Raw genomic sequence first — 16,291 nt, 5'->3', positions numbered from 1 at the left:
TAATTAACTATGGTTGTGAATTATCGCTAGCAAATGTACGTTTTTTTCTCTGCTTACGCTTCGGATTGACAAGCTCAGAGAATGAATCAAAACGTCTTTGGAACATAAAGCCAAGCCCCTGTGTCGTCAGTGACTGACGCAGATACTGGTACATATTGTTGTAGTGGTTATAGGCCTTCAGACGGAGTGTCCCCGTGTGATTGAGCTTATACTCTAGGTCAAACTCCCCGATGTACTTCCCTTGCAGGAAGGGATTGTCATGATAGCCTACATTCCCGTTGATAATCAGTCGATCGTTGAGCCAGCTCCCAGAGAAGAGCAGCTCAATATCAGTGTCCTCAAAGGCAGAGTTACTTGTACGGATGTTTGTCCCCAGCTGGATATCCCGAGAGAAGTTCCCTAGCAGATGCGTCAATTGCTCTGATAGGGTTGTGGTGGCCAGTGTCGCCCATCCCTCTGAGACTCCCTTAGTATTTCGCCTATTCTCTGGAGTATAGAACTTGCCCAAGGTCATCAGATACAGCACCTGACGATTACGCTCGTCCTGCGTATTGACCAGTGACTGCACTCGGCGATCCACCTCTACCTCTGCCCCTGGGAGCTCTAGACCAAGTGTGATGTCGGGCTTAGCTACTATGCCACTAAGCTGTAGCGTGCAGTTGACAGGCATGTGTGTACGCTTAGACTCCGTAGAGAGCCCAGCATCGAGGTCGGCGATGTTGGCTGTAAGGCTGTAGACTGCCTTTAGGTCAATAGAGGCCTGCATCGGGTCGCCCCGGAAGTTAAGTGTGCCACCCTCCCGTAGAGTGAAACGACGGCGTGTGAGTTGTTCGAAGTTAAACACGTACGACCCCTCATGTAGGGTAAGTCCACCATAGGTCGTGACAGCTCCTGTATGGGGAATATCAATCGTCAAATCACCCTCACAGCGAGCCTTCACCTCATTGGGTATATTGCTTGAGCCGAGGCGTAGTGCGAGGCGTGCCTCAGGCGTGACATGTAGTGCCATCCGCATGCTTAGCTCCGTTTCCCCCTCGGTTGTAATGGGGGCAATAGGGGGATTGAGTAGACTATCAGGTAGAGCCTGGGGGCGTAGGGGCTTGAAGACCATCAGACGATCTTCCTTGCGGACATCTGTTTTGTTGAAGTCCAAAGTAACATCCGTTCCCTCGGCACTGCGCATATTCACCTCGAGCAGGATGCGCGGTAACTTCCCCTTGAGTCGTGCCCAGCCCGTACCATACGCCGTACCATAAAAAGGCAGCCGCTGCTTACTCTTCGTCTGAAGCACCTTCATCTGGACAAGATCCTTAGCCTCTAGGTTCAGCTCAAAGTCATCAAAGTATCGATGTCGAATCTCCCCATTGATAAGTCCCGTATGCCCCTCATCATCACGTGCAGGGATATTGTTAAACTGAATTGAGGTTGGGGTGAAGGTGAGTTGCTTGGAGAAGAAGTAACGCGTCCCCAACAGACGTACCCCGAGACAACCATCCTCGACGTCAGCACTCCCCTCTACCGTCACGCCATCCTCAAACACCCCGAAGAGCCTCATCTTCCCTGTGGCTCTCCCCTCTACTCGGTCGAAAAGCGTATCCATGAACTTACCGACAAAGTCTGCTCTCAGTCGTGTTGCATCAAACCGAAGGTCGATCCCCGCACCTCCTGCAGGTCGTATGTAGCCCTCTACATCCGACGTGCCACCATCAGCCTGTGCCACATGACCACGGAGCATAATACGTCCATCCTTACTATCAAAGGTAAGCCCTGCGCGAAGAGCCCCTACATCCACACCCTTGACATAGAAGGCAGGGGAGGAAACCTCCGCACTGGCTTGGATGACTCCACTACGCAAGCTAGCTTTCGCATTGCCCGTTAGCTCGGTATCGAGAATATCAAAGGTAACACCAGCCGACTGCAGGATATAGAGAAGGTTGATCTTGCGAAGAGCCACATTCAGGTATTCATTGGGTTGGTTACTCAGAGCTCCATCGATGCTAATCCGACGCTCCGTACTAGAGAGATCTAGTCCATGGATACGTACTTGCCCTTGATGTAGCTGTACTTGGGCTGGAGCAATTGTCCAATCCTCCCCATTGATACGGATGCGTGAGGGTGCGAGGCTAAAGGAGGTATTCAGAGAAGTACCCTTCACTCCATAATTCGTCTCTTGAGAGAAGTGGGTCCCAATATCAATTAGACCATTGGCCTTACCCGTTGCATCTTGTCCCAGATCAATGCGGGTATGTACGCTATCTGTCTCTACGTGGCTTGTGATGCCAAAGCCTTTAATCTCTGCCCCCTTGGCTAGGCGGATATCAGAGGAGAGCTGTAGATGGCGATCGGCAAAATTCAAGGAGAGGCCTTGGAAGGTATTGCCATTGAAACGCAACAAAGGCGATTGTGCATACAGGGTCAACTCATGAGTAGTCCCTTGATAGGTAGCACGAAGCGTCCCTCCCTTATCCATCTGCACAGGTAAATGAAGTGCCTCTACCCACTCATCAGGGATGTGCTGGATATTTAGCTCCAGCTCATAAGACGATCGGGCTGGACGTAGCAAGCGAGGTCGAGAGATATCCCCCACTAGGAGGGAAGGGAAATAATGACGGAGTGACTGCTTCAGGTCAGGCAGGAGTGAGGCAAGGGTATAGCGCCCACTGAGCTGAGCTGTCAGATAGGGTGAAGACAGGTGTATGAGGCGTCCAGTCTCAGGACTGCCTACGAGCTGTAGCTGTATATCCCTTAGGGAAAGCCTCTGCTTCTCTGAGGCGAGCGTCAGTGACTCTAGAGCAATAAGTCCATGACCTCTATCAGCATTTAGCTCGTCAATATGTGCTGTCCCTGATCCCTCAATGCTGTACTTACCTAGCAGACCTGTGAGGCCAATGGCCTCGGGGTGTACATTCGTCTTGAGCGAAAGGTCTACATCCCGAAGTACACCCTTTGCAAAGGTCACAGCCCCTTCTGCCTCTAGTGTGGCGTTGGGATCCTTTAGATTGAGTATTACTTCATGGCGATGAGGTTGTAGCGTTCGGAGCGATAGGTTCAGATCACGATAGGTATAGCCTCGGTAGGTAAACTCTGGACTGGTTAGCTCCGTCTCTACCTGCCAGTCATCCATCTGGTCTGTGGTACGCTTTGCCTTGACCCTGACAGATGTAGCGATTTGATCTAGAGGTAATGTCTCACCAAGGAATGGAGAGAGGCGAAAGGCTTCGGTCTGTAGCTCAGCCTCCACTTGCCTGAGGCTCCTATCCTCGAGCTGTACCCCGAGCTGGTAACTCCACTTTCCTTGATCGGTGCGAAGCATCCCTGAGCTTTTGACCTCACCCGACACATTGTAGTCCAACTCTCCCTGATAGGAGAGAGAGCCGACCCGCTGAGCATACTCCAGATAAGGTCGTGTAGACTCGGGGAGCAGAGGACTGAGGAGGGTTATAAGTTTTGCTTGGAGATAGAGTTGCTCCGTGTTTAGCATCGCTCGCTGGAGCTTCCCCTCGGGATTCCACCGAGCGATGACATGCTCCTCTAGAGTGAAAAGTCCTGGGATCTCAAGGGAGATATTCCCTTGGCCTTCGTTAGGCTTTGCCCTGCTATAGAGAGCACGAAGTGCTAGATGCTCCTTACGATCCTTGAGGGTGGAATGGAGGAAGGCAAGGTCAGAGAGGGCAAGATCACTATCAGCGAGCTCAGCCTCTCGTATGAGCATGAATCCCTTGCCCCTTAGGTCAAGTGTAAGTAGAGGTAGTGAGAGCCTACTGTCGGGAAACTTAGCTTGTATATTACGTAGGGTGAGGAGCTGGCTACGAAGCTCTGCCTGCCCCGTTAGTGCAGAGAGTTGAAACCCTGATTGAAGAGAGAAACTCAGTTCGTCAATAGCCCCCCCTATATAGCCCTCAGAGAAACGTAGGCGACGGATACGTGTAGAGAGCTTATCGACCACGACACGCTTGCCCCCACCCTCCTCGAGGGTGATACCAAGGTCTCGCACGATGATGCTATTGATGTCTACGGGCATAGATGCCCCATCCTTCTTTGGCTTGCTGAGGTGGTCAATGGTATGCTGGATATTTAAGCGTCCGGTCTTCGCATCTCGGATGAGCGAGAGAGAGGCAGAGAAAAGGCGTGCCGAGGTGATACGCACCTCTTGGTCATAGATTAAGTCAGAGAGGGTCATCCCCCCTACAAGGCGCTCAGCCTTGAGCATCTCTCGCCCAGCTGTGTCAAGCACCATCACCCCCTGCACCTCAATATCTGTCCATCCCGTGAGACGTACACGCTGGAGCTGCACGGGACTATCAAAGAGCTCGGTGAGGAAGTTACCCACTCGACGAGCTGCAGCCTCTTGTATAGCTGGGATACGAAATAGAGCAAGTGGGACAAGATAGAGTAGCACGAAGAGGGAAGCAGCAATCCATGCCACCACCCGAAGAACCTTCAGGAAATGTTTATTTACCTGCCAATAGCGCATCCTTCGTCCTTAATACTCTTCTTGTCACTCACGAGCCACAGCTCTTCCTCCACACCCTAAACGCTTTACATACAGCTAAAGTGTGGACAAAGATACGACAATGTAGGTAGAGCAGGAGATATTGACCTTAGGAGAAAAATGAGGACGGGATAAGAGACCTCCCCAAAAGGCATCCAATAAAGGCAAGATATGGCTAGTAATAAAGAGAGAAAACACCCGAACGCCATCCTCATTCTACTCTTATATGTAGTGCGTAGGTAAGTCTAAAAAAGAAGTACGCTGACTCCCTCCTGAGAGCCAGCGTTAAAGCTGTGTTATTGCCACAAAAAAGCATGACAATATAAGTTGAGAAACTGAGCCGAAAGCCGGACTCGAACCGGCGACCTATTCATTACGAATGAATTGCTCTACCAACTGAGCTATTTCGGCAACTCCCCGAGCGTCTTACTACGCTCTAAAAGCGGTGCAAAGATAGAGATTTATTTGAGATCCTCCAAAAGCTCTCCGAGGAACTTATCCAGCTCCTTACCCAAGCCATCCAAGAGCGGAGTGGAGAGCTTCACAAGGTCTTCATCCAAAAAGAGTAGCTCCTCAATCACAGAGAAGTCCGAGCGAACGAGCTCAATCGAGAAGGGACGTGCAAAAACCTCCTTGCTCCAGAAGCCTTTTTGCTCCAAACGCGTCACCAGCTCACGAACCGTCTCAACAGCCTCTGTCGCTGGCTCATCAATCGTACCCGTATCAGACCAAGAGAAAATCTCTTGATGTGCTATGAGTTCATCTTGATCATCATAGATGCGTAGCTCTCCCTCTTCACAATCGATTTGCAGGAAGAGGTCATTCACTGGTCTGGTTAGGAGTGGCGCTTCTTCACCAGCCAATGCAAGGAAGAGCTTACGCAGGAGTTGTAGTTCCCTTTCGTTGCTGTGTGCCATATCTCTTTTGAAATGATTGTATCCACCCATTAGCCTTACCAGCACGGCTCACCCAAGCTCATTGATGAGCTCCGGATAGGCGGGCGGGCAAGGCTAATAGGAGAGATACAAAGGGAGGTGTGGACTTACTGCTTCTTGTACTTCTTCCAGTCCACGTTACGCATATCCCCAGAGGCTGCGATCTCCTGATGGAAAGCAAAGCAACACTCTAGATCCTGAGGTGTCTGCCCCTTCACTCCGAGCTCTAGGTACTCACGGAGCAGAGGCTTGTAATCGGGGTGTACGCACTTCTCGATGATTTCCTCAGCTCTCTGGCGTGGACTCTTACCACGAAGGTCAGCGATACCATACTCCGTGATGATAATCTTCACTGAGTGCTCACTGTGGTCGAGGTGAGAAACCATCGGTACAAAGGCAGAAATCTTTCCATCCTTAGCAGTCGAAGGTGTGGTGAAGATCGAGAGGTAGCCGTTACGTGCAAAGTCTCCTGAGCCACCAATCCCATTCATCATACGTGTGCCATTGACGTGCGTGGAGTTGATATTACCGAAGATATCGGCCTCTAGGGCAGTATTGATTGTAATGATACCGAGACGGCGGACAATCTCTGGGTTGTTGGAGTACTCCTGTGGACGGAGAAGGAGCTTATCCTTGAAGAAGTCAAGGTTGGCATAGATGTCTTGGATCACGGGGCGAGAGACAGAGAGTGAGCAGCCACTGGCGAACTTAACACGCCCCTTCTTCATCAGCGCAATCACAGCGTCTTGGATGACCTCAGTGTAGACATTAAAGGCTGGAATCTTCTCATTATCTCCTAGCGCACCAAGTACAGCATTCGCTACATTACCCACACCACTCTGTAGAGGGAGGAATTCCTTAGGCAGGCGACCAGCCTCCATCTCAGAGACGAGGAACTGAGCAACGTTATTCCCAATAGCCTGTGTCACCTCATCTAGAGGAGCGAAGCCACCCTCGTCATTAGGCTCACTGGTACGTACTACACCGACGATCTTAGCAGGATCGACCTTGATGCAAGTATCACCGACACGGTCACTAGGGCTGTAGATAGCTATATCTCTGCGGTGAGGAGGGTCGAGCGGCTCTGCAAGGTCATGCATACCTCGTATTTCCTTAGGATGCTTATCATTCAGCTCGACTATAATCTTGTCTGCTAGACGGCAGATGGTAGGTAGGATACCCACACCACAGGTAGGCACGATTTCTCCATCTTCGGTCACGTCAGCAGCCTCTACAATAGCTACGTTCACCTTCCCAAGGAAGCCGTAGCGGAGCTCCTGAGCTACCATCGAGAGGTGCATGTCGAAATAGGGGTTGCTCGCAGCATTGATCCCCGCACGCATGTCCTTGTTGGATTGATACGGAGTACGGAACTTCACTGCCTCGGCACGTGCCAGAGCACCATCGAGACGGTCGCCCGTGCTTGCACCCGTAAACATCCCAATCTTGAATGGACGACCAGCGGCATGCTCCGCCTCTGCTCTACGAGCGATAGCCCCTGGGACTACCTTCGGACAGCCAGCAGGCGTAAAGCCACTGAAACCAACATTGTCGTTGTGCTGCACCAGCGCAGCAGCCTCATCTGCTGTGATAAACTTCAAAGCCATGATTCGTTATTTATATGGATATTTTATGTTCCTTGTTTGTTCTCTCCGTATAAAAGACTTACTGAGAAGCAAAAGTAACAAATACCTTGCTATTTCCCTGCATTCTTATGTCGCTCCCAGAGGTCAGGTCTCAGACGCTTGGTACGCTCTGTGGCCTGATTCATCTTCCACTCCTCTATCTTCGCAGCATGGCCACTGAGTAGAATCTCTGGCACACACCATCCTTTGTACTCAGCTGGACGTGTGTAAATCGGTGGAGCAAGGAGATCGTCTTGGAAGGTATCTGAGAGCGCACTCTCAGCATCACCGATTACCCCGGGCAGCAGACGCACGATAGCGTCCGTCATAATCGCAGCTGGCAGCTCTCCCCCCGTCAAGACATAGTCCCCCACGGAGATCTCTCGTGTGATGAGGTGCTCACGGATGCGGTGGTCGATGCCCTTGTAGTGTCCACAGAGGATAATAAGGTTCTCTCTTAGGCTCAGCTCATTGGCTATCCCTTGGCTGAAGGTCTCCCCATCGGGAGAGGTATAAATCACTTCGTCATACGCACGCTGCGATTTCAGATCACTGATAGCTCTGTCAATGGGTTCAATCTGTAAGATCATACCTGCTTCGCCCCCAAAGGGATAGTCATCTACCCGTCGCCATTTATTCGTCGAATAGTCTCGGATGTTATGCACCTCCAGCTCCAGGTATCCAGCTTGCTGTGCTCGCCCGATGATGGAGTGCTTCAGCGGGCTCTCCAGTAGCTCGGGAACGACGGTCAGTATATCTATGCGCACGTATTTTGTCTGTATCCAAATATTATTTCCTAGGGCAAAGGTACTCACTCTTGGGCAGTCCCTCCCCATGCTGTATAAATTCAGACCAGGTCAAGGGTACAGATCGGGTGAGAACACCTGTGCAGAGTTAAAAATCATACCCGCCTAAGGCTCGGAACTGCCCCCTCGAAACTCCTCTATCTAGGGACGCTTGCAGTGCCTACCAACAAGTTACCATAACTCGTCGCAACGAGTTACGGTAACTCGTCTAAACGACTTATGGTAACTCTTAATCGAGAGTTATGGTAAGTCGTTCGAGCGACTTACCATAACTCATTAGAGGCTAATTTTGGAGGAAGTATAGCACACTGATAATCTGCGCCTTACTAAGAATATAGAGCTAGACTTATCTCGAAGGCTAGAAACCCCGGTTCCCCTTCCACAAAGAGTGTTTACGTTTTCTCCATCGCCCCCGAAAGAAAATCCCTAGCCTATTTACCCAAGCACATAAAAAGGACGGTCGTGCGCTATACATAACACACGACCGTCCTAAACGATGGCTTCTAGCCAGAGGCTAGTGTAAGGGCCTAGAGTCGCTCAATATCCTTGAAGTAATTATACGTACCCACCTTGAGTTCGATACATGCCGCTTCATCACAAACGATGATGCCCTTGGGATGAAGTTGCAGTGCCGTAATCGTCCACATCTGGTTCACAGCACCCTCGACAGCCTGTTGTAGAGCTCTGGCCTTGCCATGTCCATTGGCTAGGATGAGCACTTCACGTGCAGCCATCACCGTACCTACCCCTACGGTAAGCGCAGTCTTAGGCACCTTATTGACGTCGCCCTCGAAGAAACGGCTATTGGCAATAATCGTATCGGTCGTAAGCGTCTTGATACGAGTACGAGAGGAGAGGGATGAGCCTGGCTCGTTGAAGGCAATATGACCATCTGGGCCGATACCACCGAGGAAGAGGTCGATACCTCCCACAGCCTCAATTTTAGCTTCGTAGGCAGCACACTCCGCCTCGAGGTCAGAGGCATTACCATTGAGGATATGCACGTTCTCCTTCTTGATATCTATATGGCTGAAGAAGTTCGTCCACATGAAGCTATGATAGCTCTGTGGGTGATCCTCTGGGATGCCTACGTACTCGTCCATGTTGAAGGTAACGACGTGCTCGAAAGAGACACGCCCTGCCTTGTGAGCCTCCACTAGGGCTTTGTACATCCCTAGAGGCGAAGAGCCTGTAGGAAGACCTAGCACAAAGGGTTTCTCTGCCGTAGGGCGAGCTGTTTGGATACGAGCAATGACGTAGTCAGCAGCCCAGCGAGCGATGCCTGAGGAGTCGGGTTGGATAATAAGACGCATGAGGTTAGTTGATGATTAGTTATGCTTATTCGTAAACTTTATGAGGAGTAGCTAAGCCTTCAGCCGCTCAGCCATTGCTTGTCCGAGTGCCCACCCAGCATCTAGGACAGAGGGTAGATCCGACATCTTCATCTCGACCGATTCGCCAATGAGCTCCCACTTCATTTCGTCAGCAAAGGGAACAAGTCGCTTCACCGCACCAGGAGCCCACGTATAGGAGCCAAAAACCGAGTAGAGGCGATTTTTCACATCTCGTATACGGATGAGCTGCAGGAGATTTTGGATGGGTGAGAAGAGTTCGCCACAGTACGTTGGGCAACCAATGATGAGCCCTTGGTAACGGAAGATATCACAGAGGATTTCCGAGGGGTCTGATTTCGTCACATTATGACAAACGATATGCTGCACCCCCGAGGCTGATAGACTCTGCGCGATGACGTCTGCTAGTTGCTCGGTATTGCCATACATAGAGCCGTAGAGGATGACTACGCCAGGAGTCGAGGCAAACTGTGCGAGACGATCATAGATAGCTCGTGCCTCTTCGTATCCCTCTCTTCCCCAAACGACACCATGCGCAGGACAAACAAAGTCTATATCGAGTCCCTGCTTGTCGATGCTGGCAAGTGCCTTTTGGACAAAGCCTCCATACTTGCCAATGACCGTAGCGTAGTATCGTTGCATTTCTCTAAAGTAGGCCGTACGATCTGGCAGCTGGCTATCGAAAAGGTAACCATCAAGCGCCCCAAATGAGCCAAAGGCATCTGCCGTGAAGAGGATCTTGTTGGTCTGCTCATAGGTGAACATGACCTCTGGCCAATGTACCATCGGAGCCATGAGGAATGAGAATTCATGCCTACCGATCCGAAGGGCATCCCCATTCTTCACTTCGTGTAACCCCTCTGTGATGCCATGGAAGCCACTTAGCATATCAAAGGTCTTCTTGTTCCCCACGATCTTCATCTCGGGGTACCGTTGCCTCAGCAGACCAATTGAGCCGCCATGGTCTGGCTCCATATGGTTTATGATGAGGTAGTCTATCGGTCTCCCCTGAAGGACAAGCTCCAGCTTATGCATGAAGATGTCAGAGTAACATATATCCACCGTATCTATGAGGGTCGTTTGTTCATCTACAATCAGGTAGGAGTTATATGCCACACCATTGGGAAGGCTCCACATGTTCTCAAAGAGAGCCTTCATGCGGTCATTCACACCGACGTAGTATATGGAGTCAGTGATTTGAGGTACTTGATACATAGTGCGTAGTATTTCTATTAGAGAAAAGGTGCTGAGGGCATCTCTCCCCAGCACCTTCTGTTATTTCTTCGTGATGGGCTCTGGTTGGAGCGGGTGGCGTAATGAGTAGACAATCAGGAACACCCCTGCGATAACAAAGGGGATACTCAATAGCTGTCCCATATTGATCCCATAGTTAAGCACCATATCGACCTCCCAAGACTCCTGGACATTCTTTATGCTCTCGACAAAGAAACGGAAGCCAAAGACTCCAGTCAAGAACCAGCCAAGTATCAGCCCCGAGTACCTACGAGCAGCATCACGCACCCAATAGAGGTACATGCACCAAGCAAAGACAACGAGGTACGCCAACGCCTCATAAATCTGTGTCGGGTGACAAGCAGGTATCGAGAGACCTCGCTCAGCGAAGCCAGCAAACTCTGAGGCACGAGGGAAGACGAAACCCCAAGGAAGCTCCGTAGGTCTACCGAAGATCTCGCTATTCATCAGATTACCTAGGCGTATGAGTGCTGCCGCAAGACCCGTTGGCACAGCTAGGCGGTCAAGCGTCCAAAGCATCGAACGCTTAGTCACACGCCTAGAGTAAAACCATACAGCGATGATGATACCAATCGTCCCTCCATGGCTCGCCAATCCGCCCTCCCACACTGCGAAAATCTTCGTTGGGTTGGCTAGGTAATAAGCTGGATCGTAAAAGAGCACATGCCCTAGACGAGCTCCCACAACTGTCCCCACCACGACATAGATAAAGAGCGAATTGATCCACTCGGGCTTCAACTTCTCCCTCTTCCACATCCTATCTTCGATCAGTGGGCCAAGGATTAAGAGTCCAAGGGCAAAGAGCAATCCATACCAGCGGATACCTCGCCCAAAAACCTCAAAAATCACGGGATCTACATCCCACACGATAGATGCTAGCGTCATATCTATACTTGTATCTTAGTGTAGTCGTATCAGCAGAGTTTGCGTATCCACTCCTCCCGATCACCAGGCAGCAGGTCGATTACAGGGATTTCCTGCATCGTATAGCAGCCAGGCGCAAGGCGCATCGAGGCTCGTGCCACAGAGACGAGAATCTGTGCTGTCAGAGCAGGGTTATTGATTTTCATATTAAACTCCAAGAGCTGATTCTGCGTCACACCAGAGACGCCCTTACGAGTCATGTGTACGCCATGCCCCATATCAATAAGTGCCTCCACGTCATCGACGATGGAGACATGCGTCTCATCATGAGCAAAGTATTCATCGGACTTGATAGCAGAAATAACGTCTTCTGCACGGAAGCCCTGCTCCAGCTCGATGTACACCATACGGCGGTGGATGCCCGTCCCTGTGGGGATAGTCATCGAGAGTGCCTTCCGTACGCCCTTGATGGCTTTGACGGCAACAGTATGCCCCATGCTCATACCAGGACCAAAGTTCGTGTAGGTAATCCCCTTAGGCACAATAGCCTCCATGAGGGTACGCACCACGGAGTCACTACCCGGATCCCAACCCGAGGCAATCACAGAGACCACGCCATGTTGCCGTGCTACCTCGCCGAGCGAACGACGAAGAGACACTATATCCGTATGAATATCGAAGCTATCAACCGTGCGAATACCCTCGGCTAAAATCTCCCTTGCCGTCTCCTCTACGAGCCGTGTCGGGGTACAAAGTAAGGCCACATCGACCTGCCCCAGCTCACGAATAGAGCTTACCACATGGTAGGGACGAAGTTCGTAGGGAATGTTCGTTGCGTCTCTACGCACGACACCAACCAGCTCAAAGTCTGGCGATGCAAGGAGAGCCTCCACGGCATATCGGCCAATATTCCCATAGCCTACGATAGCAGCTTTGATTTTCTTTGTTGCAGACATTATATATCTCTTTCTTCCGTTAATCTAAGTATTCTTAAATCCTTATTATATGCGCAACAAAGATAAGAAATATCGGTCTAGAGGGGGCACTATAAAACCACCGATATGAAGGAATACCTGACTAGACAATCTTAGATTACCACAAGGCGTATGTCGTAGGCCAAGCAAGTAAGACAGCATCCCCACGCGAAGCATAGAAGACTATGGAAGAGGCACTTACAATCGTATCAAAATAAACCAACAGCGAGTTACCACAACTCGTCCTAACAAGTTATGGTAACTCGTTCAAACGAGTTATGGTAAGTCTCGAAGACGAGTTACCACAACTCTTCTTTGCGACTTACCATAACTCACCTACACCCCATCCGAAACCCTTTAGAATAGGGCTATTGCGAGGCGTATTTTTCCCTCTTCATCCTCCATCCTATTAGGTTGGGAGCGCACATGTCACCCATGTCCCCTCATTAGTTTTGCCTTAGACACCTTGTAATCCTCCCATCATTGCTTGTCCCTACTGACTTCTTTGAGGTGCATCTACAACACGAAAGCCCAAGGCGGTACGCTCACCTACTGAGCATACCACCTTGGGCTTTTCGGAACAGGCTCTTTAGACTATTTCGTCTTCTTTATCCCATCGAGATAGTAGCTCATGAGCTTATTCAGTGCGAGGTGACAGGCTGGACAGAAGTCAGGGTTGGCATTCGACCGCATACGACAGTCGAAGCTCGGGCGATACATCCCCTTCTTGCTGTAGGCTGCACCTTCGTATAGCCCCACAGGGTATTTCTTGGCCTGGGCAGGTGGTGTGGGGACGGGAGTCCCCTTGCGAATCAGGTGTGACCACTTCTTGCCCTCGAAGTCCTTGAGGTTCGTGACGTTCTGCTCCCAGGGCTCAACATCCCTAGAGTAACTCTCCGATACCGCATCATCTTCGTAGAAGTATTCGTCGGTCAAGCCCCCGAAGCTGTGCCCGAACTCATGTACGATCACAGGGAGGTAATACTTGTGGTGTGTCGAGCTGATGAGGTAGGAGTTGTAGATACCGCCACCACCATACACATCGCTATTGACGAGGATAATTAAGTGTTCATAGGGGATGCCTACGAGGGCATCATTGATGGCCTTGACCCGGCGGGTGGTCAGATAGCGATCGCTATAGAAGGTATCGAAGTGGGAGCTAAAGGGCGTGCGGGGCCAGAAGTGCTCACGGGGGACAGCGACACCCGAGTCCTTGGATGTCGAGCGGACGGCAACGACATTGAAGTGCTCTCGATAGCTCTTGAAGGGCTCGTAGGAGAAGATGGCATCCACGGCAGCCCGAGCATCCTTGAGGAAGAGTGGCATCTCGGCCTCGGTGTAGCCTTCGGCAAGGATGGCTAGGTCGATGCAGTCCTTCGCCGTACCCGACTTGATGAGGTACTCGTGGGGCAGAGCGGGCTCCTTTGTACGGTCGTGGATCAAGATGTCTGTAGGGTCAATGCGCTGCACCTGTGTGGCAATGACCTCTGCATGCGCACCGCTTAGCTCCATCGTCACCGTGATAGGTGCCTTAGGGTAAGGGATGAGGAAGACATTCTCGTAGGCACGCTGTACCCGCTTGGCCTCATCGGTCAGTCGCCACTCTTGGTAAAGGGAGTTGAAGGACGTGCAGTAGATGACCTTCCCCGAGGCTTCGTCCCGTACATAGAGACGAGCGTTGCCCCGTAGAGCGAGGGTATCGAGGTGATGCCTGCGACCCGCCCAGCCCGTGAGCAGATGATGCTCCTCTGGGTAGATGGTCGTGTGCTCAGAGTCCCCCGAGAAGATGTAGTCCAGGCGCAGCGTGCTGTCTCTGAAGAAGGTGTCGAAGTGCTGTGCCGCAGCTCGCTCTGCCCATCCCATGAGGAGGCAGAGGGCGACGAGGAGAAGGGAGGTAGTCTTTCTTCGCATGATCATGAAGCGTTAATGAGTTAAAGTAGCAGAGTAGTACGTCACACACGGCTGTGTGGAGGGTAGGGTTCGTCTCTGAGGGCACGGTACATACGATCATAGGTGGGCAGGATGAGCCCATGGTGATGCGCCGTACGTACGACATAGCCCGTGAGGTTCTCCAGCTCCGTCTTTCCCCCAGCGAGGAAGTCCACGTGCATAGAGCTGGTGCTGGTAGGGATCATGAAGGTCTGTCGCTCGATCGTTCGCTCTACCGCATCCTCCCCTAGGTCGTGCCCTAGGGCAGTGTAGAGCTGGCAGAGCTCCTCGATGAGCGCACGCATCCCTCTAGGGTGCTGAGCAAGCGCTTCGCCCACGGTGAGGTTGTAGTAGGAGGTCCCCGTAGCAGTGGCAGAGATCATGAGGTACTTCTTACGGATATGATCCTCTATGTCGTCTGGGTTGATCGCCTTCACACCCACAGAGGTAAGTAGGTCGGCTAGCTCCCGCTCCTCCTCGGTGCGTGTGGTCTCACGGCTACCGAAGATGAAAATCTCACGCTCCGCCTCTAGTAGAATCTCTCCTGCCTCGGGCTTTCGCCCCGAGATATAGACACAGCCATCCCACACCCTATTATTAGGTAGGATGCGCTTCACCTGCTCGGTGATGTCGGCACCATTCAGCAGGGGCAGGATGATGGTCTCAGGGGTGATGATGGGTAGGAGCTGACGAAGATTAGCCTCTAGGTCATAGCTCTTGGTAGCGAGAATGACGAGGTCAGACTTGGGGAGCTCGTGGGGGTCTTCCGCTACGAAGTTAGGCTCGACAGTGAAGTCTCGTTCTGGGGTATGGACATGTAGCCCACGAGAGCGAATAGCCTCGAGGTGCGCACCTCTTGCGAGGAAGGCTATCTGACGTCCCTTACTCTCTCTACGGGCAGCCTGGACGAGCATCGCCCCGTAGTAGCCCCCGACACCGCCTAGGCCCGAGATGGTAATATGATGTAGTAGCATAGAGATTGATTCGTTTGAGTTTGTGCTGACGACTATTATCGATGCTTACGAAGCCGTCCCTTGCGATATTCCCTGCGTCGCCAATAGCGCATGAAGGCCTCGGTGAAATGGAGGAAGAGGAGGTGACGGCGATAGTGCTTCAGCCTCGTAAAGCAGTTTAGGTAGCGACGTTTACGTGCCCTCACGAGGAAAGGCTTATAGAGCCTGGTGTAGAGGTTATAGGCCTCTTCATCATGCAGGTGGAGCATGTAGTAGTTCCAAAGGTAGTTTACAAGCAGGGTATTCCCATAAGCAGTAAAGCTACAGTTATGCTGTCCCTCCAGAATGAGACCCTCGAGGTCTTCGAAGAGCGTCAAGGCATTCTTCTGAGTAATTTTCTCCGTGATCGCCCCAGGTCTCCCTACTCGATAGTGAAGCCCTACAAAGGGTAAGATCCGATAGACAGAGCATCGCCAAAAGACCTGAAACGTATAGCACACATCCTCTAGGCTATGCCCCTCCACGAAGCGCAACCCTTCGATAAGCTCCCTCCTATATACCCGTTGCCATACGGCAGGAGATATACTCACGTTCTCCCCAGAGACATATCGGGTTAATGTTTCCTCCTTCGTATAGCGACCACTATGACTTGGAATGTCTTGTGATGCTACCCGATCAGGGTAAACCTCATCAAAGCCAAAGCCGACCAAGTCAAGATCAGACTCACGCTCTAGGGCATCTACACAACGCTCATACGTATCCAGCTCTAGCCAGTCATCACTATCAAGGTAGGTCACATAGCGGCAGTCCCCAACGTACTCTAGCCCAAGATTACGAGCAGAGCTTAGTCCTCCGTTCTCCTTATGTAGCACGAGGATACGATCATCCTGCCGAGCATACTCCTCACAGATCGCCCCGCAGGAGTCGGGGGAGCCATCATCGACAAGTATGATACGTAGCGCCCTGAAGGTCTGATGCTGGACAGACTCAATGCACTGTCGCAGATAAGGCTCTACCTTGTAGACAGGGATAATGACAGCTAGACGAGGACTGGACGGGGACGTGATCGACATAGAGCTTGGAAGCTAATAGTAGTGAGACAGAGGC

The 16,291-nt window shown here is 51.5% G+C and carries 11 protein-coding genes and 1 tRNA gene; all 12 read right to left on the bottom strand.

Annotation, left to right across the window (positions count from 1 at the left end; translation table 11 throughout):
* Positions 1 to 7: 7 nt before the first annotated feature.
* The 12 genes from HMPREF0636_RS04005 to HMPREF0636_RS08220 all read right to left on the bottom strand — a co-directional run bounded on the left by HMPREF0636_RS04005 (position 8) and on the right by HMPREF0636_RS08220 (position 16,257).
* Positions 8 to 4,474, bottom strand: a complete 4,467-nt coding sequence (locus HMPREF0636_RS04005) for a translocation/assembly module TamB domain-containing protein (RefSeq protein WP_044168649.1) — start codon at positions 4,472 to 4,474, stop codon at positions 8 to 10.
* A 356-nt stretch (positions 4,475 to 4,830) separates the two neighbouring features.
* Positions 4,831 to 4,903, bottom strand: a tRNA-Thr gene (locus HMPREF0636_RS04000).
* Positions 4,904 to 4,953: 50 nt separating this feature from the next.
* Positions 4,954 to 5,409 carry a hypothetical protein gene (locus HMPREF0636_RS03995; RefSeq protein WP_052328739.1) on the bottom strand — a complete coding sequence of 152 codons (456 nt, stop codon included), beginning with the start codon at positions 5,407 to 5,409 and terminating at the stop codon, positions 4,954 to 4,956.
* Positions 5,410 to 5,534: 125 nt separating this feature from the next.
* Positions 5,535 to 7,034 carry a butyryl-CoA:acetate CoA transferase gene (locus tag HMPREF0636_RS03990; protein ID WP_005467511.1) on the bottom strand — a complete coding sequence of 500 codons (1,500 nt, stop codon included), beginning with the start codon at positions 7,032 to 7,034 and terminating at the stop codon, positions 5,535 to 5,537.
* Positions 7,035 to 7,123: 89 nt separating this feature from the next.
* On the bottom strand, positions 7,124 to 7,819 hold the full coding sequence (trmD, locus tag HMPREF0636_RS03985) for a tRNA (guanosine(37)-N1)-methyltransferase TrmD (protein ID WP_044168679.1): 696 nt from the start codon (positions 7,817 to 7,819) through the stop codon (positions 7,124 to 7,126).
* 566 nt (positions 7,820 to 8,385) lie between these two features.
* Complete coding sequence (nagB, locus tag HMPREF0636_RS03980) at positions 8,386 to 9,171, bottom strand: glucosamine-6-phosphate deaminase (RefSeq protein WP_044168647.1); 786 nt, start codon at positions 9,169 to 9,171, stop codon at positions 8,386 to 8,388.
* Positions 9,172 to 9,222: 51 nt separating this feature from the next.
* On the bottom strand, positions 9,223 to 10,425 hold the full coding sequence (locus HMPREF0636_RS03975; protein ID WP_044168645.1) for an FprA family A-type flavoprotein: 1,203 nt from the start codon (positions 10,423 to 10,425) through the stop codon (positions 9,223 to 9,225).
* A gap of 60 nt (positions 10,426 to 10,485) precedes the next feature.
* The gene (gene lgt / locus HMPREF0636_RS03970; RefSeq protein WP_044168644.1) at positions 10,486 to 11,349 is read right to left on the bottom strand and encodes a prolipoprotein diacylglyceryl transferase; all 864 of its coding nucleotides are present in this window, start codon (positions 11,347 to 11,349) and stop codon (positions 10,486 to 10,488) included.
* A gap of 29 nt (positions 11,350 to 11,378) precedes the next feature.
* A complete protein-coding gene (locus HMPREF0636_RS03965) occupies positions 11,379 to 12,284 on the bottom strand; it encodes a diaminopimelate dehydrogenase (RefSeq protein ID WP_044168643.1) in 906 nt (301 codons plus the stop codon).
* Positions 12,285 to 12,896: 612 nt separating this feature from the next.
* Positions 12,897 to 14,165, bottom strand: a complete 1,269-nt coding sequence (locus tag HMPREF0636_RS03960; RefSeq protein ID WP_162147891.1) for a M64 family metallopeptidase — start codon at positions 14,163 to 14,165, stop codon at positions 12,897 to 12,899.
* A gap of 89 nt (positions 14,166 to 14,254) precedes the next feature.
* On the bottom strand, positions 14,255 to 15,205 hold the full coding sequence (locus tag HMPREF0636_RS03955; protein ID WP_044168642.1) for a ketopantoate reductase family protein: 951 nt from the start codon (positions 15,203 to 15,205) through the stop codon (positions 14,255 to 14,257).
* 35 nt (positions 15,206 to 15,240) lie between these two features.
* Complete coding sequence (locus tag HMPREF0636_RS08220) at positions 15,241 to 16,257, bottom strand: glycosyltransferase family 2 protein (protein ID WP_052328738.1); 1,017 nt, start codon at positions 16,255 to 16,257, stop codon at positions 15,241 to 15,243.
* Positions 16,258 to 16,291: the final 34 nt, after the last annotated feature.

The organism is Porphyromonas catoniae ATCC 51270 (genome assembly GCF_000565015.1).
In the GTDB taxonomy this organism is placed as follows: Bacteria; Bacteroidota; Bacteroidia; order Bacteroidales; family Porphyromonadaceae; genus Porphyromonas; species Porphyromonas catoniae.
The sequence above is the reverse complement of the archived record's forward strand: the minus strand, read 5'-3'. Positions and strand labels throughout refer to the sequence as shown.

Coding starts and splice junctions, on each gene's coding strand:
- lgt (WP_044168644.1), bottom strand. CDS start 11,349: ATGACGCTAGCATCTATCGTGTGGGATGTAGATCCCGTGATTTTTGAG.
- HMPREF0636_RS03960 (WP_162147891.1), bottom strand. CDS start 14,165: ATGGGATGGGCAGAGCGAGCTGCGGCACAGCACTTCGACACCTTCTTC.
- nagB (WP_044168647.1), bottom strand. CDS start 9,171: ATGCGTCTTATTATCCAACCCGACTCCTCAGGCATCGCTCGCTGGGCT.
- HMPREF0636_RS03995 (WP_052328739.1), bottom strand. CDS start 5,409: ATGGCACACAGCAACGAAAGGGAACTACAACTCCTGCGTAAGCTCTTC.
- HMPREF0636_RS03965 (WP_044168643.1), bottom strand. CDS start 12,284: ATGTCTGCAACAAAGAAAATCAAAGCTGCTATCGTAGGCTATGGGAAT.
- HMPREF0636_RS03955 (WP_044168642.1), bottom strand. CDS start 15,205: ATGCTACTACATCATATTACCATCTCGGGCCTAGGCGGTGTCGGGGGC.
- HMPREF0636_RS04005 (WP_044168649.1), bottom strand. CDS start 4,474: ATGCGCTATTGGCAGGTAAATAAACATTTCCTGAAGGTTCTTCGGGTG.
- HMPREF0636_RS08220 (WP_052328738.1), bottom strand. CDS start 16,257: ATGTCGATCACGTCCCCGTCCAGTCCTCGTCTAGCTGTCATTATCCCT.
- HMPREF0636_RS03990 (WP_005467511.1), bottom strand. CDS start 7,034: ATGGCTTTGAAGTTTATCACAGCAGATGAGGCTGCTGCGCTGGTGCAG.
- HMPREF0636_RS03975 (WP_044168645.1), bottom strand. CDS start 10,425: ATGTATCAAGTACCTCAAATCACTGACTCCATATACTACGTCGGTGTG.